We start from the raw sequence: 20,698 nt of genomic DNA on the forward strand, positions 1-20,698 counted from the left end.
TATTACAATATAAATTTCACTTGTAATGTATATTTAACACTAACTCTTTTACCGCTTTGCATAGCTGGTTGCCACCGTGGCATAGCTTTTACTACCCGCAAAGCTTCTTCGTCGCAGCCGCTACCAAGCCCACGCACCACTTTGGGTTCGGTTATAAAACCATATTCGTCTATAATACATTCAATAAATACTGTACCCGATACACCCATTTCTTCTGCCTGAAATGGATACAATAGATTAGCGGCATAAAAACGCGCTAACGAAGCCTCGCCTCCGGCAAACTCAGGACTAATTTCGGCAATTTCTAAAACATCATTGGCGTTAGGATTAATAATTGGGGTGTGTTCGTCTATATTTTCGTCTATATCCTCTTCCGTATTTGTAGTGGTGGCATTAGCTTTATTGTTGGGCGTGTTTGTAACTGTAGTTTCGGCTAATTCTTGATTGGCATTAACAGAAAAATGAATTTTTCCATCCTGATTAGTGTCATAGTATTTCCAATCACCTGTTTTTACTCCGTTGACGTAATTGCCCTCATGGCTAATTTTGCCGTTATAAAAATAAAAAATCCAATGTTCGTTGCGCTGGCCATTCCGGTAAAATCCTTTTGCCGATTGTACGCCATTAATATAATAAAAATTCCATTCACCTACGGGTTGGCCATTTTCGTAAAGTCCAGTTTTCCAAATATTACCTTTTTCGTAAGTAGTTTGTTTGCCGGTGCCATAAAAATCGCCTAAATACCACTCGGTATAAAGTCCATGCTTAACCAGAGGTTTTTCTTTTAAAACAGTGTATTCGCTTTTTAAGGCAATCTTTTCCTGGTCAAAAAATACCATCCGGCCAATAAGGTTTTGTGCCTGCGAATCAAAACAAAAAAACACAGTTGCCATAATAAAAGGCAATAAAAGTATAATTTTTTTCATGTTTTATTATTAAGGGTTTATTTGAACGATAGAAACCTGGCCTACAGCCCCCGAATTCCATTGTACCACAATACTATTGGTGTTTAAACCTGACAACACGCTGCCATTGCCCGAAACGCTCCAATTATACACTGCGCCCGCAACAGCAGGTACACTATAAGTATATTGGTTGTCTTTACATGGGTTTTGGTTGCCTGTAATTTCGGGGGTAAAGGTACATAAATTACCCATGTTTAAACCACCACCAAAACTTGTAACCCAAACCTGCGAATTGTCATAAGGATTAAAAAACACCCGTTCGGGCTGGTGAAACGGATAATTGCTAACCCAAGTATAATTTGGAGTTACATCGGTAATATTATTGCTCAGATACAAGCCTTGCCCCTCGGTGGTAATATAGGCCTGGGTTAAGTTGTTTGGGTTAAAACTGAGCGAGCCTACACGGTCAAACGTTGATCCGGATATTTTAGCCCATGAAGTACCACGGTTTGTTGTTCGGTAAATGCCCCCCAAACCATTAGGTGGCCCTCCCCATCCCGAAAAAACGCAAACATACCAGGTATTTTGGTTAGGGTCGTTAGGGTCAATTATTATATCTTTAGTCCAATAGTACATGTCGGCATCCGAAACGTCAGCCCAAGTGTTGGCATTAGGGTCGTAAATAAATACGCCCGAACTTGCCGTAAAACTCCCCCCCGACGTGCGCCGGCCTGAATACGTGCATACCACTTTACCATCGTTTAGCACTACAATATTAAAAGGATGGCCTTCGGTTCGCGGTGGGTTGGGCAATTTTGCCCAGGTTGAGGCGGCAAGCTGGTCAATATTATTTGAAACAAAAATGCCGCCGTCTGTTGAGTGAATTACACTTGCATATAAGCGGTTGTTATTATTAGGGTCGGTGGCTAACCATATTACCGGATGATTGAAGGTGTGCATGGAGGTAAAACTTGCACCACCATTAGTTGAGTATATAATTTTTCCTTCAGCGTCGTTGTTGTCTAAGGGGTTATCGCGCAGGCGGGTGCTTTGGTACATATCGTGTATGCCCGAGGTGGCTGCAAAAATAACAGCATCGGTATTGTGTTTTACCATGCGGTAAGTAGTGTTGGCATTGTTTCCGGTATAGTTAAAATTCCAAGTTTGGCCTGCGTCATTGCTTTTTATGCCGGTAATATCGCTAAAACAGGCAAACATATCATCAGCCGAGTGCCAGTAAACCTGCCAGCAGGATGTGTTTTCGAAGCCAATACCGCCGTAGTTTTGGTTTTTAGGGGTAGGACTTCCGGCAGCATGTTGATTGGCAGCATTAACGTAGGCTTGCCGCCAGTTTGCACCGCCGTCATCGGTAAAATGGGCAAAGCCCAAGTCGGTAATAATTGCAAGATTGGCATTATTAGGGCAAACAGTGAAACCAAGTGCGCACTCGCCGTACCACCAATCGCTATCGCCTTGGTAGCCCTGCCATCCGGTAATAATATTTTGGTTATTAACTGTCATAAGGACATTGTTCCAATTAGTTCCGGCATTAGTTGTTTTAAGTACCATCGGATGGCTCAAGTCATTAAGCCCTGCTAAGTAAACGGTATTAATATCGTTGGCGGCCATGTCTAAATAAGCAGCAAACTGGGTCGAGAAATCAATACCTGTTGCCGCCGCAGCCCAGTTTATCATACTGCCCGGCTCAATTTTATAAACCCCTTTGGCCATGCCCCAAAAGTCGCCACAATACATTTGCCCCGCCCAAGTGGTTCCATTATTAACCGTTAAGGCAAACAACCTTACGGTGCCCGATTGTTTAGCACCCGCCATGCTGTATATTTGCTGCGCAGCAGGAATACCTCCATAGCTTGCCAAACCAAATGTAGTACCACTATTGCTTGAAGTAAGCAAGCCATTGTTTGTGCCGGCGTAAATATTAGTATTGTCAAAAAAAACACCGGCCAAAATTAGTCCGGATGAAGGGTCGTTGCCTGTATATTTGAGCGTAAAATTAGCACCACCATCGTTTGAAAAATACAATTGGTTGTAAAGTGTAATAATAATATGGCTGGGGTTATTGTAATCAACTGCTAAGTAGAAAATTTCGTCGCTAGGGTCTAAATTAGTGGTTACGGGTGCCCATGTAATACCATCGTCTATAGTTTTATATAACCTAACCATATTATTACTTTTGTCGAGGGCATACATTAGCCCCGATGTGGCCGTAAAGTGTACTTTTGCGCGTGTACCACCCAAAAGTTGGGCAAAATTAACCATTGAGTAAGTGTTGCCAAAATCGGTAGTATGGTAAACACCGCCCATGTCGCTGGCAATATAACAGTGCTGTTGGTTTGCCGGATTTATAGAGGGCATAAAAAAAGCGCCGCCGCCGCCAATACCTTTTGACAGCCATGCAGCAGGCTGTGCAGTTAGTGGTACTGAAAACAAATTTACTACAACGGCAAGTGTTATAATGGTAAAAACATGTTTCATTCAAATAAATATATTGAGTTGATAGACAATCAAACAAGCAAACAAAAGTACATCATTTTGTTAAATTTATTTTCTAAAATCAGAAAAGTATTTTAACCGCTAATTTAAAGGTTAATTTTTAAAGTTTCTAACTTTTTTTTTCAACAACCTTTTAAAATACTTAAAAAAAGTTGTATCTTTGCAGGCCAAATTATTACTTGCTTGCTTGTAACTAATTAAGCGGGTTTTATTCTTTGTTTTAAATTTTGTTTATTTGCCATCCATGAAAAAAGATATTCATCCATCAAAGTATCGTTTTGTTGTTTTTAAAGATTTTTCGAGCGGCGATTCGTTTATAGGTCGTTCGACTGCCAACACCAAAGAAACCATTGTTTGGGAAGACGGCCAGGAATACCCTTTGATAAAATTAGAGATTTCGAGTTACTCGCATCCATTTTTTACCGGAAAAATGAAATTTGTAGATACCGCAGGCCGTATTGAAAAATTTCAAAAAAAGTACGCAAAATTTACAAAATAACCGGTTTGTTTTTTCTCCGGATAAAATTTATTTTGTTGGCGTTTTTGATCAAAGAAATATCATTTTAAAAAAAGACCCCGTTATATAAACTATAACTGGGTTTTTTCTTTTATTTATCTTTTCAAAATAATTTTGTGTATTTTATTTTATTTATTGAAAAGACAACAAAAGTCAAATCCGGATAAATCGGACACCCAAGACCTATAAGATAAAATTAAACTGCTTGTTTTGCAAGCTTGTTTCTTTACAAAAACTACTGCTTAAGCCATCCATTCCTAATATAAATTATTACCATTATAATAGGTAAATGAAAACCACCGATTTTCGCCGCCGTTTTATTTACGATATTGAAACCGATTTTATAGGGAAAGGTGGGTTTGCCAAAGTTTATAAAGCCTTAGATACCACATTAAACCAAACCGTTGCGCTTAAATTTTATACTGGCTCGGTAGGCGAACGTTACGATTTAATGGCCGAACTGCGCCATGCTTTGCCTCTTAAACACCCAAATTTAGTGCGGTACTTTGATGTTGTTACCTTAGAGAGTGATGACCAATTTACGGGAAACAACAATATTCAGGTTGGTGTTATGGAATATGCCAATGCCGGAGACTGGAATGCGTTTGTAAAAACTTTTCCGGATTTGGATACTATTGCGCAGGTGGTTTATGGCTTACTTAGCGGTTTAACCTATTTACACAATCGGGGTATAGCTCACCGCGATATTAAACCGCATAATATTTTACTGCACAAAACTCACGATGGGCAGTTGCATTGTAAAATTACCGATTTTGGACTGGCCAAAAATCTAACCGAAAACAGCGACTCGTCAAAATTGTTGGGTACAGTTGAATTTATGGCCCCCGAACAGTTTGACCCCAAGCGTTACGGCATAGAAAACAGTTTGGCTACAAATGTTGATTTATGGGCAACTGGAATTTTATTATACGAACTTTTTACGGGCGATTTGCCCTTTGGCTCGCGGCAAGATGGCTACACCCAAGAACAGGTGATGTACAATATTTTGCGCAGCGAACCCAACACAGACATATTAAACGAAATACCCGAACCCTATTTAAGCATGATTAAATGGTGCTTGGTTAAAGAAGCCCCCAAGCGGGTAAATAATGCCCAGCTATTATTAGACATGATGCCAATACCAGCACAATCAACAGAAAATAGCAATAGCGAAATTAAAACCGCAGCCCCATTAAACCCAACAAATAACGAAACTAAAACAAATACCCCCCAAAGCGAAATAACAACAAGAAATGAAGATACAATTGAAACTACCTCTACCCCCCCGGCACTTGTTTTAAACCAACCAACACAAACACCTCAATTGCGCTCGAACAGCGAGAAAATAACCCTACCCGAACGGAAATGGCCATCGGCCAACAACAACAACAACAACAATAACAGTGCTAAGGCAAATTTAACACCAACAGATGTCATTACACCTCAAACTAAATGGATATATTTTGCAGTTTGTTTATTACTTAGTCCGGTTGCAGGACTTGTTGCCTGGGCTTATCATAAAATTAACAACCGAAAAGCCTTAGCCTCTGAAATTGCCACTGTAAGCTGGTGGGCAATGGTGGTTTGGTTGTTAGTAGCTTTAGCCTATGTGGTAAGGCTGTTAATAATCGATTACCAAACCATACAACCCGCAAAAACAAGCACTCTGATGTTTTTATCTCATTTTTGCTAAAAATAACAAAGTTTAAGAAAATATTTTCTACTTCATAACCAAAAAACCTAATTTTACCAAAAATAGCGCAATTACCAGTTTTGTAACCTATTTTTGCCAATAATTAAAACCATTAAGTTTTTTTTAACAAAACCACATATTTTAGTTAATAAAATTTTTAATTTTAAGAAAGATTTTCCGCCTGCATGGATTTTCGCCAGCGATACCAATTTGATGCCCTAAAAGACCTAATAGGCAAAGGAGGATTTGCAAAAGTATATAAGGCCACCGACACTTTGCGCAAACGCACTGTGGCACTTAAGTTTTATACCGGAGTTGAATCAGATAAATACGATATAATTAGCGAAATTAACCGGATGGACGATATTGTACATCCCAACTTGATTCGTTACTACGACGCCGACATGATAGAAGGCGTAAACGCGCTTGGAGAGCGCGAAAAAACCCAGGTTGGCATTTTAGAATATGCCAATCATGGTGATATTAGCTCGTTTTTTAAAGTAAAACGCACACCCGCCACCTACAAAAGTATTATTTTTGATATTTTGAAAGGTTTGCAATACCTCCATATGAATGGAATTGCCCACCGCGACCTTAAACCCAAAAATATTTTACTTAGCAAGGAAGATAACGGGCGCATAACAGCAAAAATTGCCGACTTCGGTATTAGCAAGCGGGTTGGCTCAGACGATGCCACTTTGTCGTCTCAATTGTTAGGCAGTGTAGAATACATGCCGCCCGAACAATTTGCGCCCGCTGTTTATGGTATTGACGGTAAACTTGATACAAACGTTGACCTATGGTCAATTGGTATTATTATTTACGAAATATTTACCCAAAACTTGCCCTTTGGCAGCCGGAGCAAAGGTATTACTTATGAACAAATATTAAATAATATTTTATTTCAGGATTTAGAAATTGATTTTACCGTCCTTGATGAACCTTACCGTACCATTGTTGAGCGCTGTTTAATTAAAAAGGCAACCCTAAGGGCAAGGCAGGCCGAAGAACTTATTGATATTTTAAAAGGCGAAAAACGGGTAGAAACCGTACTGCTCCCTGTTAATAACAACCAAGAAACAACGCCTATTAAGGTGCCAAATCCGGATGATAAAACTAACTACATTAACGATACCGATAAGCCAACTATTTCGCACCAGCAACCCGATAATCAACAACAAAACAATAATAACGACGAAACCCGTGTAATTGAAAAAGACCGCCGCAATTTACCCTCGAACAATAACAACGCAGATGGCAATAACCGAAATAATTTGCCACCAACTAAATATGTAAAAGAAGTAAACAAAACCACCGTTCACGAAATTAGCACCGGCAAAAACTTGTTTAAATTAGGCAACTACCCCGAAAGTTTTAAATACCTAAATAAATATCTTTACAATACAGCTTTAGATACGGAAGCCAAATTTTATTTAGGTTTTATGTACTATAACGGTAAATGCGGCGGCGCTCATGACGTTGATTTGGGTAGAGAATTAATGCACAAAGCCCGGGACGAAAACAGACCCTTAGTGTTAGAACTAATGTCGAAAATTGTTAACGGATAGCTAAAATATCGAAAAATTACACCCGAAATAGAAAAGCAAATAACATATAATATAAATACTAAATAACATAAAGGTTTTATGGCAAAAATACAATGTTACAACTGCAAACAAATTACCCCGGTAGTTGCCCCAAACTATCGGTGTAAAATATGCAACTACCCATTAAACAAATACGTACACACCGAAAAAGAAGAAAAACCTGAAGAAATAATAATTGAAAAACCAAAACTGCCCGAAGAAGACAAATCGGTTATAGATGCCCTTAAAAATGATAAAGAAATAAAAGAAGCTGTAAAAGATGTGCCCGATTCGCTGAAAGAAATAAAGGATATGCTGACTAAACTAAAAGCCGATGAAAGGGTTCAGCGCACCCCCACAGGCCCGGTAATTGTAAAGAAGAATTTAAATCCGGAAAAATCCGGAAAAATTGTAGGCGGCTGGTTAGTGGTTCATACCGAAAATAAATTGCCCGTAACCTACGAACTGTTTGAAGGGAGTAATTTAATAGGTCGCCCCGAAGGACAACATGTTGATGTGCGCATAGAAGACGATGAATATGTAAGCCGGGTTCATGCGGTAATTCGTATTTTTAAAGATTTTTTACATCGCTTTAGATGCGAATTGGCCGACGATGGTACCGCGCGCAACGGGCAACCCAGTACTAACGGCTGTTATGTAAACGGCAACGCAACCCGCTTAACAAAAGATAAAGTTGTTTTTTTACGCGACGGCGATACCATACAAATTGGGCTAACTAAATTGGTGTTTAAATCGACAGATATTGCCGACGACCTTAGCTCGGCTGCTAATAGTGTTAAAAACAGCGATTTTACTCACACAATCTCCATCCGGAGGTAAGATAAAAAGTGCTTTGAGATAATGGACGATGTTTCTGCTACAAGGACAAATCCCAAACTCGACTTGTTACTTCAAAATTTACCAAATTTTAGCATCCAGCTATCCGGAAAAATATCAAAGGCAATATTAAGTACCACAAATATACGCACCTTCCACGAGGCATGTATATATATAAGTAGCCTTCCATACAAACGTAACTCAAACAAAACAAATCCAGTCTGCGTTTTAGACGAAAAATGCGGGACATGTAGTACTAAACATGCTTTGCTTAAATCTATTGCCCTTGAAAACAATTGCCCACAAATACAATTAATGATGGGAGTTTTTTATATGAACGGGCAAAATACACCCGCCATACAACCTATTTTAACAAAATACAATTTGCCCTGCCTGCCCGAAGCACATAATTATTTGAAAGTAGAACCAGAAACAGTTTACGATTTTACATTGGCCAAAATAAATGCACTAAATTTTAAACCCTATTTGTTAACCGAAATAGAAATTACCCCCATACAAACAAAAACGTTCAAAATTGCATTCCATAAAAATTTTTTAGCCGAATGGCTGACTCAGCACCCAGAAGTATCGTACAATATTGAAAACTTATGGGAAATTCGCGAAAAGTGCATCAGAGCGATTGCCGCTTGCTAACCGAACTTGGTTTTATTAGATATGAGTATTAATTTTAACAAAATATTTAAGAAGAATAAAAAATGGGTTCAAGATAAATTAGCATACGACCCAACTTATTTTGCCCGTTTAGCCAAAGGTCAATGGCCCGAAGTGCTTTATATAGGCTGTAGCGATAGCCGTGTTACCGCCGAAGAACTTATGGGTGCCGAACCAGGTGAAGTTTTTGTGCACCGCAATATTGCCAACCAGGTAATACCAACCGACAATAACGTAAATGCAGTTATCCAGTACGCAGTCGAATTTTTGCAAGTAAAACATATTGTTGTATGCGGGCATTATAACTGCGGCGGTGTACAAGCTGCGCTTAACCCAAATGATATGGGGCAGCTAAACGCATGGTTGCAAACTTTGCGAAATGTTTACCGGTTACATTTTAAAGAAATTGAGTCCATAAAAGATACAACTTTGCGTTTTAATCGGTTAGTTGAATTAAACGTGCGCGAACAATGTATAAACATATTAAAAACTGATCACGTTCAAAAATCATGGCACAAATACGGATACCCCCAAGTACACGGATGGGTTTTTGATATTCATACCGGTAAAATTATTGACCTTAAATTAAGTATTAAAAAAGAATTTGCACAGATATTAAATATTTTTGACCTTAGATTGGGCGAAGATAAACTTGGCAACAACGACACTCAGTTTTTTATATAATCCGGAAAAATTCTTAAAATAGCAACAAATTAAAACCGTTTAGCACAGCTCCAAAAGCATCTTTTTTAATATTTTAAGCATCCATACCCTATAAAAACAACACGACTAAAGCAAATTAAATTAGTAAAGATGCCTAAACCAACCTAAACTAAATTTGTCATATACTGCAATATGTACAAATATTATTACAATGAAACCATAACATCATTGTAATTTTATAAATATAAATACACAATAATTAAATTCAAAATAAAAATGAAAAAAATACTCTTATCATCCATCCTGCTATTAGTTTTTTTCACCTCTACCCTTGCCGCCCAAACATTAGCCGAAGCGCAAAAACTACTAACCTACGAAAAATACAACAGCGCAATATCCGCTTTTGAAAAATTAGCAGCCGCAAAACCCAACGATGCCGAAACTTTGCTGTATCTGGGTAATGCCTATACCATTGCCAAACGGCCCGAAGAAGCGAAAGCAACCTACGGTAAACTAATGTCGGTTGATGCCAAAAATCCATTTTCACAAATTGGTGTGGCACGCATCAATGCCATCGGAAAAAATGCCGAAAATACAGTTGCTGCCTTACAATCTGCCATCAAATTGAGCAAAAAGAAAAACCCCGCCATTTATCGTTGGGCAATTGCAACTTTGCTAATGCTCGATAAACCAAATACCGAATTGGCTATTGCCTGGGGCACTAAAGCAACCGAATTAGACAAAAGCGACAAAAGTTATATGGCGTTGGGCGATGCGTTTTATGCCAGCCAAAATGCCGGAAAAGCCGTTTCGCAATACGAATATGCCATTGAAAAAAACAAAACAAACCCCGAACCATATTACAAAATTGGCGTTATTTGGGTGCAGGCAAAAAATGAAGACTTAGCCGTAAAAAGCCTCAAACAAGCCATAACCTTAGACCCCAATTTTGCCCCCGCTTACCGCCGCCTTGGCGACTTTTATTACAACACCTACCGTTTTAATACAGCAACCGCCAATTATGAAAAATACATGCAATTAGGCGAACCATCCTTAGAAGACTGGATGCAATACGCCAACTCGCTGTACTTGGCCGAAGACTACGAGAAAGCCATTACCACTATCCAAGATATTATAAAAAAGGATGCCTCAAAAAATTACCTAAACCGTTTAATTGGTTACTCGTATTACAAAACAGAAAAATATGCCGAAGGATTGGATTTTATGGCCAAATTTATGGAAAATGTACCCGCCGATAAAACATTAAACTCAGACTACGAATACTACGGCAAGTTATTGCTAAAAAATAACAAACCCGACGAAGCCATTCCTTTACTTAACAAGGCTTATGAAGGAGATACCTCAAAAAAAGTGCGTGCCGATATTGCCGGCCTAATTGCAGACCACTATAGCGATCAAAAAAATTATCCGGAAGCTATAAAATATTATGAACTTAAAATTTCTAATTTAGAAAAACCCGTAGCACAAGACTTTTACGACTTAGGCGGCACCTACTACTCAAGCAAAGATTATAAAAAAGCCGACAGTTTATTTACCCTTGTTGTAAATTTGCGTCCCGATGCAACCGTTGGTTATATATGGCGTGCCAAATCAAATGCCCGCTTAGAGTCGAACGAGAACCCCAGCGGATTGGCTAAACCTCACTACGAAAAATTTATAGAAGTTGCCACAAAAGACCCCGAAACCTTTGAAAAACAAAAGAAAAACATAATAGAATCCTATAATTATTTAGCCTACTATTATTACAAAACCAACGATTACGTTAACGCCCGTTTGTACTGCCAAAAAGTACTTGAGTTAGATGCCTCAAACGCACAAGCAACAAATATCATAAAGGCTTTATAAACAAAAAGAAAAAATAGTTTTTAAAACTATACTGTATTTAAACCGCAATTCGTTTATAATATTATTAAAAAGACGAATTGCGTTTTTTTTATTGATTATTTCATTTTTTGAGTATAACAATACCCTAAATTAGCGCCCATCCGGAAGAAAAAAACGTATTCCCTTATAAGAATGAAAAGCTTAAATAAAGTAAAACGCAAAAAATTCCGGATGCTTGAGTTTATTGGTTATCGCAAATATATAATCTTTATTTCAATTCAAGGGCAGCTTTAATTTTAGAAAAAATAGCCGTATTTTCATACACTCCGGCAAAATTTTCGGCACCCGGGCCATAAGCAAAAACCGGCACCATACTGCCAGTGTGCGAGGTGCTAACAAACCCTCCTTTTATTGGGCCGTTCAATACCGAGCCTTTATCAATAGCAAAGCCCCCGGTTTCGTGGTCTGCAGTAATTACGACCAAAGTTTGTTGATTTAAATTGGCAAAATTTAGGGCAGCCCCAATAGCGTGATCAAAATCTATCATTTCGGCAATTAAATTATCGGTATCGTTGCCATGGGCAGCCCAATCTATTTGCGAACCTTCGACGATTAAAAAAAAACCCTTTGTATTTTGTGCCAACTGCGGCAGGCTTTGCTGTACTGCAGATTTTAAATAGGTGCGCCCTTCGGTAAATTTTGCCGGCTCGTTTACAGCAGTAAAAGCAATATAGGGTGGTTTTAAACTGTCGAAATTTGCCGTATAATTGGTTTTAACTGTATAGCCTTGTTTTTCTAAATCAGGCAACAGGTTTAGGCCATCGGGGCGTTTGTCGAAATGGCTTTGCCCGCCAGCAATAAACACCTCTACCGGATGAGAAAGTTTTAATAAATCGGCAGCAATGTCGTACACCATTTTGCGACTTGGCTGGTGGGCATAAAAACAAGCAGGCGTAGCGTGGGTAGCACTACAAGTAGTAATAATTCCGGTACTTAAGCCTTTTAACTCAGCAGCCTCTAACAAAGTAGGCTTCCCCTGCCCGTTAGCATCAAGGCCAACTGCACCATTATAAGTTTTAACCCCCGATGCAAGTGCCGTTGCACCCGCAGCACTATCGGTTATTAAATCGCTTGCCGAATATGTTTTACTTAAGCCAACATGCGAACACCCTTCGAGCGATAAGGTATTGTTGTTGCCAAACATGCCCGCCGTAATATGCGAAAGACCCATGCCATCGCCAATCATAAAAATAACATTTACAGGTTTAGGACCAAAAAATGTGGGCTTGGGCGAAACCAATGGCTTGCTGTCAACAATATATTTATTGTGATGATTTGGCGGAAGGTTTCCATTGCTTTTAACTTGCCAGAAACAAGCAGTTTGAAAAGCTAAAAAATAAGTCGCAACAATAAAAATCCGGATAAAAATTTTCAAAACTTTAAACTTTAAAAATAATACAATGCGTACCCACAAAGTTACGCCTATATTTGTAAAACACAGAATTTAAACCAATCAACCAGGTTAAACGCATTAAAATAGTGGTTGGATTAATTTGAGGAGATACATATCGTTCCAAGCGGCGATGTGTCTTCGTTTTTTAATACTGTTTTTGTCGTCATTTTGGGTTAAGATTTGTAGGGCTATTTTTCTGAGAGTAGCAAAGTTTTCAGCAGCATATTTGGTTCTGCTACGATTATGGTCTTCATTAAAGACAACATCGAGCATCCAGGTGTAGGTTGTTTTCAATACCCAATGGTTTCGGCAAATTGTCAAAGCGTTTTGTGGACTTATATCGAGACTGGTGAGGTAATAGCGAACTTCCTGAGTAGTTTTTTTCGGGTTGGTTTTCAAAGTTCGCTCGGCAATAATACGAATAATTGATTGGCAATCCTTGAATTTTGCAGCCGAATCGACAAAAAACAATTGATTTAGCACCGTACAGGTGCGTTTTTCGATGCGTCCGCCGTTGTACTCCACTTTTTCGAAACTTGGCAGTTGAGCAGCTAATGATGAAAATCGGCTGACGGTTTCTTCAAACAAAACACCTTGGTTCTTTTTCAGTGCCAGTACATAATCTGCCTTTTTATTACGGATTTGCTCGGCTATATGGGGCTGACAAGCAATGGCATCTATACTAACTATGCTGCCTGCCAGTTCGAGAGCATCCAAAAGTTCGGGGATTGCCGTCTTTTCGTTGCTCTTTGCTGCCACCTTTTTGCTGCCCCAACACCAAACGCTGCTCACACGCCCAAGCAGTTACAATGCATATACCGCTTTTTTTTGACCCTGAACGGTCGGTTCCGCATAAAACCTTGCCATCAATACAGACCTGTTTGTCGGCTAAAAAACCTAAGAGACTGTCTAAAAATTAAAAATTGGCATGCCAGTCCTAAAAATTGATAGGAAAAAAGTTATTAAAAGAGATGTGAATAAAAGACTATCAGTTTGACGTTTAAATAATAATTCATAGCTTTATGAAAATCAAACACATAAAGTAAAATGAAAACCTACCCAAGCAGTCTCACCGATAGTCAATGGAGTGCAATATTAGGCATTTTAGACGACAAACGGAAACGAAAACACAGTTTAAGAGAAATTTTTAATGCGCTGTTCTATTTGCTTAAAACTGGCTGTCAATGGCGCATGCTGCCGTTCCATTTTCCGTCATGGAAGCTTGTTTACTACTATTTTACCAAGTGGAAGAAGGATGGGAAGATAGAACTCATCCATGAAATACTCAGGGATAAGACTCGAAGCAAGCAGGCAGGGCTTCATCGCCAAGTGTTGGTATAATTGATAGCCAGAGCGTAAAGACAACAAGCGTCGGAGGCTTGTGCAGAGGGATTGACGGGGGTAAAAAGTTAAAGGCAGAAAGCGGCATATTATTGTAGATACAATGGGACTACTTTTAGCGGTTGTGGTTCATGCGGCAAATGAGCATGACAGTAAATCAGCCCCAATGGTTATAGCTGACCTCAGAGGCAGGTTTTGCAGATTGGTAAAGATAGTAGCTGATGGCGGGTATAGAGGCGAGTTAATTGAAAATACCCGCAAAACGTTTGGGTGGGTGGTTGAGGTTGTAAGTAGATCGAATACAGCCTCGAAATTCGAAGTATTGCCAAAAAGATGGATTGTTGAAAGAACTTTTGCATGGCTCGAAAGCTATCGAAGATTGAGTAAAGACTTTGAGTTCCAAACCGAAACGAGCCAGACAATGATCCAACTTGCCATGATAAAATTGATGCTTAATAGAATTAGAAAATAAAATTTAGACAGGCTCTAAAAGTTCCTTCGACCAACGATATAAACTTGACGAAAACGCATCTTTGTCTAAGTGCTGAAATACTCGGTTGAAAGTGTCGTGAGAGGGAATGCCGTTGGGTAATTCCATAAATGTCTTTAAAAAAGACAATTTTGACGACCATACTCGGCTATTTCCTCAAAATCCTCCGCACCACTTACCACTGCACATAAACTAATAAGCAATATCTCAGGCAGGCTATACAACTTCTTGCGGTTTATACGAAAATCCTTTACTTCGGCGAAAAATTTAATTGTTTCCATGCCGCAAAAATAATTCCTATCTGGCTTTCTTTTATTTTTAATGCGTTTAACCTGCCAATCAACTGAGAAGCAATTTTTTAACTTCTTTTTTTCGACGGTGTTATTTTTAAGCCAATCTTATATTATTTACTTGTTTAAAAATTGCTAACTTTGCAGCGTGTCTATAAAATCAATCATAGCCAAACCCTATGCAATGTGGGCAACCGAACGCGCCTTACACGACGCGCGACGGGCAAGACAATGTCAAAAAAATATTTTTGAAGAACTACTTTTTTGGGGTAGCCGAACAATTTTTGGGAAAGACCACCACTTAACACCCAATTTAAAATACGATAGTTTTGCCAAACAAGTACCAATAACCGACTATGAAGCTATAAAACACTATATTGAAAGAGTAAAAAACGGCGAACGAAACATTTTATGGCGTGGCTTGCCTCTTTATTTTGCCAAAACAAGCGGTACAACATCGGGGGTAAAATATATACCGGTTACCGCCGATAGCATAGGAAACCATATAGATGGCGCAAAAATGGCCTTGCTGTTTCATATAAGAGATACCGGAAATGCCGATTTCGTTTCCGGAAAAATGATTTTTTTATCCGGAAGCCCAAAATTAGCCGTTAAAAATAAAATTCAAATAGGCCGCTTGTCGGGTATTGTGCAAAATCATGTGCCAAAATACTTACAACACAACCGCCTGCCAAGTTTCGAAACCAATTGTATTGAAGATTGGGAAACAAAGTTAGACTACATCGTAGAAGAAACTGCCAACCAAGATATGACCCTAATTAGCGGCATTCCGCCATGGGTACAAATGTATTTTGACAGATTGGTAGATAAATTTAACCGACCCATAAAAGATATTTTCCCAAATTTTAATCTTTTGGTGCATGGTGGCGTTAATTTTGAACCATATCGCCCCAAATTAGAAACTACTATTGGCAAAACAGTAGCAATGATTGGCACCTATCCGGCAAGCGAAGGTTTTTTTGCCTATCAAACATCGCAAGCTGATTTGTCGTTGTTGCTAAATGTTAATGCCGGAATTTTTTACGAGTTTATTCCAATTGCCGAAATTTTTAATCCAAATCCAACAAGACTACGACTTCACGAAGTTAGTTTAGACACCAACTACGCCGTAATAATTACTACAAACGCCGGACTTTGGAGCTACAATTTAGGAGATACGGTAAAATTTACCGAGCTAAATCCTTACCGCGTTTTAGTAACGGGCAGAGTTAAACATTTTATTTCGGCGTTTGGCGAACACGTGATTGGCGAAGAAGTAGAGGCCGCAATTTTAACGGCTGCCAACCACCAACAAATTGCAGTTACCGAATTTACTGTTGCACCACAAATTGAAACCCACAACGAACCCCCCTACCACGAGTGGTATGTTGAGTTTGGAAACAACCACCCACAAGATTTACAACAGTTTGCCCGCGAAATAGATGAAACCCTGCAAGCAAAAAATGTGTATTACGCCGACCTGCGCCGAGGCAATATTTTGCAATGCCTAAAAATACGCCCGTTGGTTAAAGGTGCTTTTCAACAGTACATGAAATCAATAGGTAAATTAGGCGGGCAAAACAAAGTGCCCCGGCTGGCCAACGACCGCAGCCTTGTGAATCAGTTAAACAGCTATCTTTTTTACGCAATTAATTGAGTAAAAAAGTAGTAAGCACCATTAGGCAAAAGTATCGTTTTGGTTAAATTATGTTTAATCCATTTATTTACAAACAAAAACATGGAACTTTGCAGCTCAATTTTTGTTTTTTTCTATTTTATTATAATTTCATTCTAAATTCTTATTAATTATATCATTTTTTTGATTGATATACTGACAAAAAACCTTATAAAATTATGGATCAGTTAGTAATGGCCGCGCAGTTAATTTTGGCGCTAACAATTTTAGTCGCCATACACGAGTTTGGCCATTTTATTACCGCTAAATTATTTGGCATGCGTGTACCTAAGTTTTTTATTTTTTTTGATGCCTGGGGGAAAAAACTTTGGAGCAAAAAAGTAGGAGATACCGAGTATGGCATTGGCTGGCTACCCTTGGGCGGCTATGTGCAAATTTCGGGCATGATAGATGAAACGCAAAGCGCAAAAGACCTTCAAAAAGAACCCGAACCATGGGAGTTTAGAGCTAAACCAATATGGCAACGTTTTATAGTAATGATAGCCGGCATTGTTATGAACCTAATTTTGGGTTTTATGCTGTTTGTATTTATAACCAAACATTACAGAGCTGAATATATACCAATGACCGAAATTAACAAAGAAGGTATTTACGCTTTGCCGGCCGCCGAAGAAATAGGCTTTAAAAATGGCGATAAAATAATAAGCATTAACGGTTCAACCCCTGAACGTTTTAACGATGCCAAAACCTTTAGAGTTATGTTAAACGGCAGTTTTGAGGTTGAACGCAACGGTCAAAAACAAATAATACAAACACCACCCGATTTTGCAAATAAACTTAAAGCCGGATTTATTGCCCCCCTGCCTCAAAAAACTGTCATCAGCCAAATTGCCCCCGACCTCGGAGCCGATAAAGCCGGTTTAAAACAAGGCGACGAAATAACCAAACTACAAGGCCATGCGGTAGGCAGGTTTTTACCATTCAGAGACTCTTTGGCTCAATACAAAAACAGTTCGGTTCAACTTGAAATTTTACGCGAGGGCAAACCTTTGTCAATTACAGCCCAAGTTGATACAGCAGGCAAATTGGGTTTTATTCCGGATTACGAAGCCGGCTACTCCAAAAAACCATACACCATAGGCAGCGCTTTTGGCTATGGCATTTCTGATGGCTGGGACTTATTGATTGGTCAGGCATTAAGTATTGGCAAAATGTTCAAAGGCGATATTAACGTTCGCGAAAACTTAGCCAGCCCCATTGGCATAGCCCAAATTTATGGCAGTGAATGGGATTGGAGCCGATTTTGGAGCATAACTGCCATGCTTTCATTGGTGTTGGCTTTTATGAATCTATTGCCCATACCAGCCCTCGATGGCGGTCATATTGTATTTTTGGGCATCGAAGCGGTAATGGGTCGCAAAGTACCCGAGCATATCCTTGAAAAAGCGCAGATAGTGGGTTTTGTTCTAGTAATGGCTCTGATGGTTTTTGCCTTTGGCAACGATATTTACAAAATTTTTACCCGATAGCCTGAAAACAATAAGAAATAATAACGTAACTGCTTGCCGGATTATATCTTATCCGGAAACAAATTATAAGCTTCCATTCAAAGCTTATATCATAAAGAACAACAAAAACACCTCCAAACAATAATAAATGATACAAACAAGCACCGCCGTTATAACCAATACCGATTTTGAATCAAATGACACCGTTACCGAAACAACAATCGCCGAAATTAAGCGAAAACAACTCGACTTTTTTAATACCGGCGTAACCAAAACCCTCGATTTTAGAATAGCACAATTAAAAAAACTGCGTGCCGCTGTTTTAAAATACGAACAAGAACTGCTAAACGCACAAAAAACCGACTATAATAAACCAAATTTCGAATCGTATGCCTTAGAAATTGGTTTGGTTATAATAGAAATTGACCGTTTCATTAAAAAATTGGCGCAGTGGGCTAAGCCTACCCCTGTAAAAACTCCTCTGTTTTTTTTTAAAAGCAATAGTTTTATTTACCGCGAACCATTAGGGCAGGTACTTATTATTGGCCCTTGGAACTACCCCGTTTTATTAATGTTACGCCCTATTATTGGGGCAATATCCGGAGGAAATACCATTGTCGTAAAACCCAGCGAGTTAGCAACAAAAACCAGCGCCGTAGTAGCTAATTTGTTGCGCGAAACTTTCCCCGAATATTTTGTAGCCGTTTTTGAGGGCGGCCCCAACGTAGCAAGTAGCTTATTACAGCATAAATGGGATTTCATTTTTTTTACCGGAAGCTCGAAAGTAGGTAAAATTGTTTATCAGGCAGCCGCCAAACACCTAACGCCGGTTGTTTTAGAACTTGGTGGCAAAAGCCCAGTCATTGTACACCGCGATGCCAACTTGCCTGTTGCAGCAAAACGCATAGTTTGGGGTAAATTTATAAACGGTGGGCAAACCTGCATTGCCCCCGACTATTTACTGGTTCACGAAGCGGTTAAAAACGAATTCGTTCAATATTTAATAGCTGCCATTCAAAAACAATACGGAGAAGACGCGCAAAAAAGTCCAGACTATTGCCGTATCATAAACGAACGCAATTTTTTACGCTTGGCAAAAATGCTGCCAACCGAAGGCATTATTTATGGCGGCCATACCGACTACGCTAACCTATATATTAGTCCAACTTTAGTTGAGGGACTAACACCTAACGCGCCACTGATGCAAGAGGAAATTTTTGGCCCCATTTTGCCTATTTTTACTTACAAAAATTTAGACGAAGCCGTTGCCTTTGTTAACCAGTTTCCCAAACCACTGTCGGCCTACTTTTTTACCGAAAACACCCAAATCAGCAACCAGTTATTAAACGATATACCGGCCGGCGGCGGTTGCATAAACGATACCGTCATACATTTTGGCAACGATGCCCTGCCGTTTGGCGGCGTAGGCGAAAGCGGTATGGGCAATTATGGCGGCAAACAAACTTACCAAATGTTTACCAACCAAAAAGGTTATATAAACCACGCCACTAATTTTGACCCATGGATGCGCTACCCCCCTTATAAATTACCACTTAAATTAGTAAAAAAAATGCTTAAATGGACTTTATAATATTTCGCTTTAAGTAAGCACTCATCAAGACTTTGAATTGAAGTATAAATATTTTAAGTATATACACAAAAAAATTAACCGTCATTTTTTTTTAAATTTTATCCGGATATTTTAAAGAATCTAGCTATTATTTTTTCCGGATTAAGGAACTATTTAAGCCTGAAATAACTATTTAGTTATCATACCCTCAGATTAAATATTAAGTTTATCACTTCAATTCATTATTTTATTGTAATTAATTTGTTTTTTTAATTAACTATTTCCTCGCGTGAAAGGCATTATTTTAGCCGGAGGCCTAGGCACCCGTTTGCACCCCATAACATACGTATTAAGCAAACAAGTAATACCCATATACGACAAACCCATGATTTACTACCCGCTTTCGACACTTATGTTGGCGGGTATCAATGAGATATTGATAATTTCGACCCCCGAACACCTACCACTATTTAAAACCTTATTGGGCGATGGCCAACAATTAGGCTGCCATTTTAGCTATATGGAGCAGCATAAGCCCAACGGCTTGGCGCAAGCCTTTGTATTAGGCCAGCAATTTATAGGTAACGACCGTGTGGCTTTAGTTTTAGGCGATAATATTTTTTATGGAACTGCCTTTGAAAAACAACTCGAACAAACCGCCCAAATTAACGGAGGTGTAATATTTGCCTATCACGTCTCTGACCCAGAAAGGTATGGCGTAGTTGAGTTTGACGGCAATTACAAAGCTATATCCATTGAAGAAAAACCCGAAAAACCGCGCTCAAACTATGCCGTTCCCGGATTATATTTTTATGATAACGATGTAATTGAAATTGCAAAAAACCTTAAACCATCGGCACGCGGCGAATACGAAATAACCGATGTAAACCGCGCCTACCTACAACGCGGCGACCTGCGCGTAATTACCCTCGACCGCGGCACAGCATGGCTCGACACTGGTACTTTTGACTCGTTGATGCAGGCAAGTCAGTTTGTACAAGTAATTGAAACAAGGCAAGGGCTAAAAATTGGCTGCATAGAAGAGGTGGCTTTCCGGAAAGGATTTATTAACGCCAAACAATTATTACAACTCGCACAACCTTTGCTAAAAAGTGGCTACGGCAATTATTTGGTCGAAATTGCCAACACATCATTACCTGTTTAAATTTACAATTAAA

The 20,698-nt window shown here is 39.1% G+C and carries 17 protein-coding genes and 1 pseudogene; 12 read left to right on the forward strand and 6 right to left on the reverse strand.

Going from position 1 to position 20,698, the window contains the following annotated elements; genetic code table 11:
* Window positions 1-2 precede the first annotated feature (2 nt).
* Window positions 3-926 carry a TonB family protein gene (locus tag IPI59_14675; GenBank protein MBK7528752.1) on the reverse strand — a complete coding sequence of 308 codons (924 nt, stop codon included), beginning with the start codon at window positions 924-926 and terminating at the stop codon, window positions 3-5.
* A 9-nt stretch (window positions 927-935) separates the two neighbouring features.
* Window positions 936-3,401: a hypothetical protein gene (locus IPI59_14680; GenBank protein MBK7528753.1), complete on the reverse strand. Its 2,466-nt coding sequence runs from the start codon at window positions 3,399-3,401 to the stop codon at window positions 936-938.
* A gap of 262 nt (window positions 3,402-3,663) precedes the next feature.
* Between IPI59_14680 and IPI59_14685 the strand changes: the two genes are divergently transcribed.
* From IPI59_14685 to IPI59_14715, 7 genes are all read left to right on the forward strand, one after another.
* Window positions 3,664-3,918, forward strand: coding sequence for a type B 50S ribosomal protein L31 (locus IPI59_14685; protein MBK7528754.1), 255 nt, complete (start codon window positions 3,664-3,666; stop codon window positions 3,916-3,918).
* 307 nt (window positions 3,919-4,225) lie between these two features.
* A complete protein-coding gene (locus tag IPI59_14690) occupies window positions 4,226-5,629 on the forward strand; it encodes a protein kinase (GenBank protein MBK7528755.1) in 1,404 nt (467 codons plus the stop codon).
* Window positions 5,630-5,814: 185 nt separating this feature from the next.
* Window positions 5,815-7,197 (forward strand): serine/threonine-protein kinase, encoded by a 1,383-nt coding sequence (locus tag IPI59_14695; GenBank protein MBK7528756.1) that lies wholly within the window; start codon window positions 5,815-5,817, stop codon window positions 7,195-7,197.
* 78 nt (window positions 7,198-7,275) lie between these two features.
* Complete coding sequence (locus tag IPI59_14700) at window positions 7,276-8,055, forward strand: FHA domain-containing protein (protein ID MBK7528757.1); 780 nt, start codon at window positions 7,276-7,278, stop codon at window positions 8,053-8,055.
* 21 nt (window positions 8,056-8,076) lie between these two features.
* Window positions 8,077-8,706 carry a hypothetical protein gene (locus IPI59_14705; protein ID MBK7528758.1) on the forward strand — a complete coding sequence of 210 codons (630 nt, stop codon included), beginning with the start codon at window positions 8,077-8,079 and terminating at the stop codon, window positions 8,704-8,706.
* A gap of 21 nt (window positions 8,707-8,727) precedes the next feature.
* Window positions 8,728-9,408 (forward strand): carbonic anhydrase, encoded by a 681-nt coding sequence (locus IPI59_14710; GenBank protein ID MBK7528759.1) that lies wholly within the window; start codon window positions 8,728-8,730, stop codon window positions 9,406-9,408.
* 255 nt (window positions 9,409-9,663) lie between these two features.
* On the forward strand, window positions 9,664-11,253 hold the full coding sequence (locus tag IPI59_14715; protein ID MBK7528760.1) for a tetratricopeptide repeat protein: 1,590 nt from the start codon (window positions 9,664-9,666) through the stop codon (window positions 11,251-11,253).
* A gap of 247 nt (window positions 11,254-11,500) precedes the next feature.
* Here IPI59_14715 and IPI59_14720 read toward each other — a convergent pair whose 3' ends face one another.
* Complete coding sequence (locus tag IPI59_14720) at window positions 11,501-12,478, reverse strand: alkaline phosphatase (protein MBK7528761.1); 978 nt, start codon at window positions 12,476-12,478, stop codon at window positions 11,501-11,503.
* A 285-nt stretch (window positions 12,479-12,763) separates the two neighbouring features.
* Window positions 12,764-13,477 carry an ISAs1 family transposase gene (locus IPI59_14725; GenBank protein MBK7528762.1) on the reverse strand — a complete coding sequence of 238 codons (714 nt, stop codon included), beginning with the start codon at window positions 13,475-13,477 and terminating at the stop codon, window positions 12,764-12,766.
* 255 nt (window positions 13,478-13,732) lie between these two features.
* Between IPI59_14725 and IPI59_14730 the strand changes: the two are divergent.
* A pseudogene (locus IPI59_14730) lies at window positions 13,733-14,498 on the forward strand (IS5 family transposase).
* 3 nt (window positions 14,499-14,501) lie between these two features.
* On the opposite strand, the gene IPI59_14735 reads toward IPI59_14730, so the two are convergent.
* A complete protein-coding gene (locus tag IPI59_14735; GenBank protein ID MBK7528763.1) occupies window positions 14,502-14,624 on the reverse strand; it encodes a transposase family protein in 123 nt (40 codons plus the stop codon).
* Between the two features lie 8 nt (window positions 14,625-14,632).
* Window positions 14,633-14,797, reverse strand: a complete 165-nt coding sequence (locus IPI59_14740; GenBank protein ID MBK7528764.1) for a transposase family protein — start codon at window positions 14,795-14,797, stop codon at window positions 14,633-14,635.
* A gap of 157 nt (window positions 14,798-14,954) precedes the next feature.
* On the opposite strand from IPI59_14740, the gene IPI59_14745 reads away from it, so the two are divergent.
* From IPI59_14745 to rfbA, 4 genes are all read left to right on the forward strand, one after another.
* Window positions 14,955-16,463, forward strand: a complete 1,509-nt coding sequence (locus tag IPI59_14745; protein ID MBK7528765.1) for a GH3 auxin-responsive promoter family protein — start codon at window positions 14,955-14,957, stop codon at window positions 16,461-16,463.
* Between the two features lie 197 nt (window positions 16,464-16,660).
* Window positions 16,661-17,971 carry an RIP metalloprotease RseP gene (gene rseP, locus IPI59_14750; protein ID MBK7528766.1) on the forward strand — a complete coding sequence of 437 codons (1,311 nt, stop codon included), beginning with the start codon at window positions 16,661-16,663 and terminating at the stop codon, window positions 17,969-17,971.
* A 127-nt stretch (window positions 17,972-18,098) separates the two neighbouring features.
* Window positions 18,099-19,541, forward strand: a complete 1,443-nt coding sequence (locus IPI59_14755) for an aldehyde dehydrogenase (GenBank protein ID MBK7528767.1) — start codon at window positions 18,099-18,101, stop codon at window positions 19,539-19,541.
* Between the two features lie 268 nt (window positions 19,542-19,809).
* Entirely contained in the window at window positions 19,810-20,685 is an 876-nt protein-coding gene (gene rfbA, locus IPI59_14760) for a glucose-1-phosphate thymidylyltransferase RfbA (protein MBK7528768.1), read from the forward strand.
* Window positions 20,686-20,698: the final 13 nt, after the last annotated feature.

The sequence above is a fragment of the Sphingobacteriales bacterium genome (assembly GCA_016706405.1).
In the GTDB taxonomy this organism is placed as follows: domain Bacteria; phylum Bacteroidota; class Bacteroidia; order Chitinophagales; family UBA2359; genus BJ6.

What these genes read in the sequence shown, in the direction of transcription:
- IPI59_14675 (MBK7528752.1), bottom strand. Translation starts at nt 926, where the DNA reads ATGAAAAAAATTATACTTTTATTGCCTTTTATTATGGCAACTGTGTTT.
- IPI59_14680 (MBK7528753.1), bottom strand. Translation starts at nt 3,401, where the DNA reads ATGAAACATGTTTTTACCATTATAACACTTGCCGTTGTAGTAAATTTG.
- IPI59_14685 (MBK7528754.1), top strand. Translation starts at nt 3,664, where the DNA reads ATGAAAAAAGATATTCATCCATCAAAGTATCGTTTTGTTGTTTTTAAA.
- IPI59_14690 (MBK7528755.1), top strand. Translation starts at nt 4,226, where the DNA reads ATGAAAACCACCGATTTTCGCCGCCGTTTTATTTACGATATTGAAACC.
- IPI59_14695 (MBK7528756.1), top strand. Translation starts at nt 5,815, where the DNA reads ATGGATTTTCGCCAGCGATACCAATTTGATGCCCTAAAAGACCTAATA.
- IPI59_14700 (MBK7528757.1), top strand. Translation starts at nt 7,276, where the DNA reads ATGGCAAAAATACAATGTTACAACTGCAAACAAATTACCCCGGTAGTT.
- IPI59_14705 (MBK7528758.1), top strand. Translation starts at nt 8,077, where the DNA reads ATGGACGATGTTTCTGCTACAAGGACAAATCCCAAACTCGACTTGTTA.
- IPI59_14710 (MBK7528759.1), top strand. Translation starts at nt 8,728, where the DNA reads ATGAGTATTAATTTTAACAAAATATTTAAGAAGAATAAAAAATGGGTT.
- IPI59_14715 (MBK7528760.1), top strand. Translation starts at nt 9,664, where the DNA reads ATGAAAAAAATACTCTTATCATCCATCCTGCTATTAGTTTTTTTCACC.
- IPI59_14720 (MBK7528761.1), bottom strand. Translation starts at nt 12,478, where the DNA reads ATGATTGGCGATGGCATGGGTCTTTCGCATATTACGGCGGGCATGTTT.
- IPI59_14735 (MBK7528763.1), bottom strand. Translation starts at nt 14,624, where the DNA reads ATGGAATTACCCAACGGCATTCCCTCTCACGACACTTTCAACCGAGTA.
- IPI59_14740 (MBK7528764.1), bottom strand. Translation starts at nt 14,797, where the DNA reads ATGGAAACAATTAAATTTTTCGCCGAAGTAAAGGATTTTCGTATAAAC.
- rseP (MBK7528766.1), top strand. Translation starts at nt 16,661, where the DNA reads ATGGATCAGTTAGTAATGGCCGCGCAGTTAATTTTGGCGCTAACAATT.
- IPI59_14755 (MBK7528767.1), top strand. Translation starts at nt 18,099, where the DNA reads ATGATACAAACAAGCACCGCCGTTATAACCAATACCGATTTTGAATCA.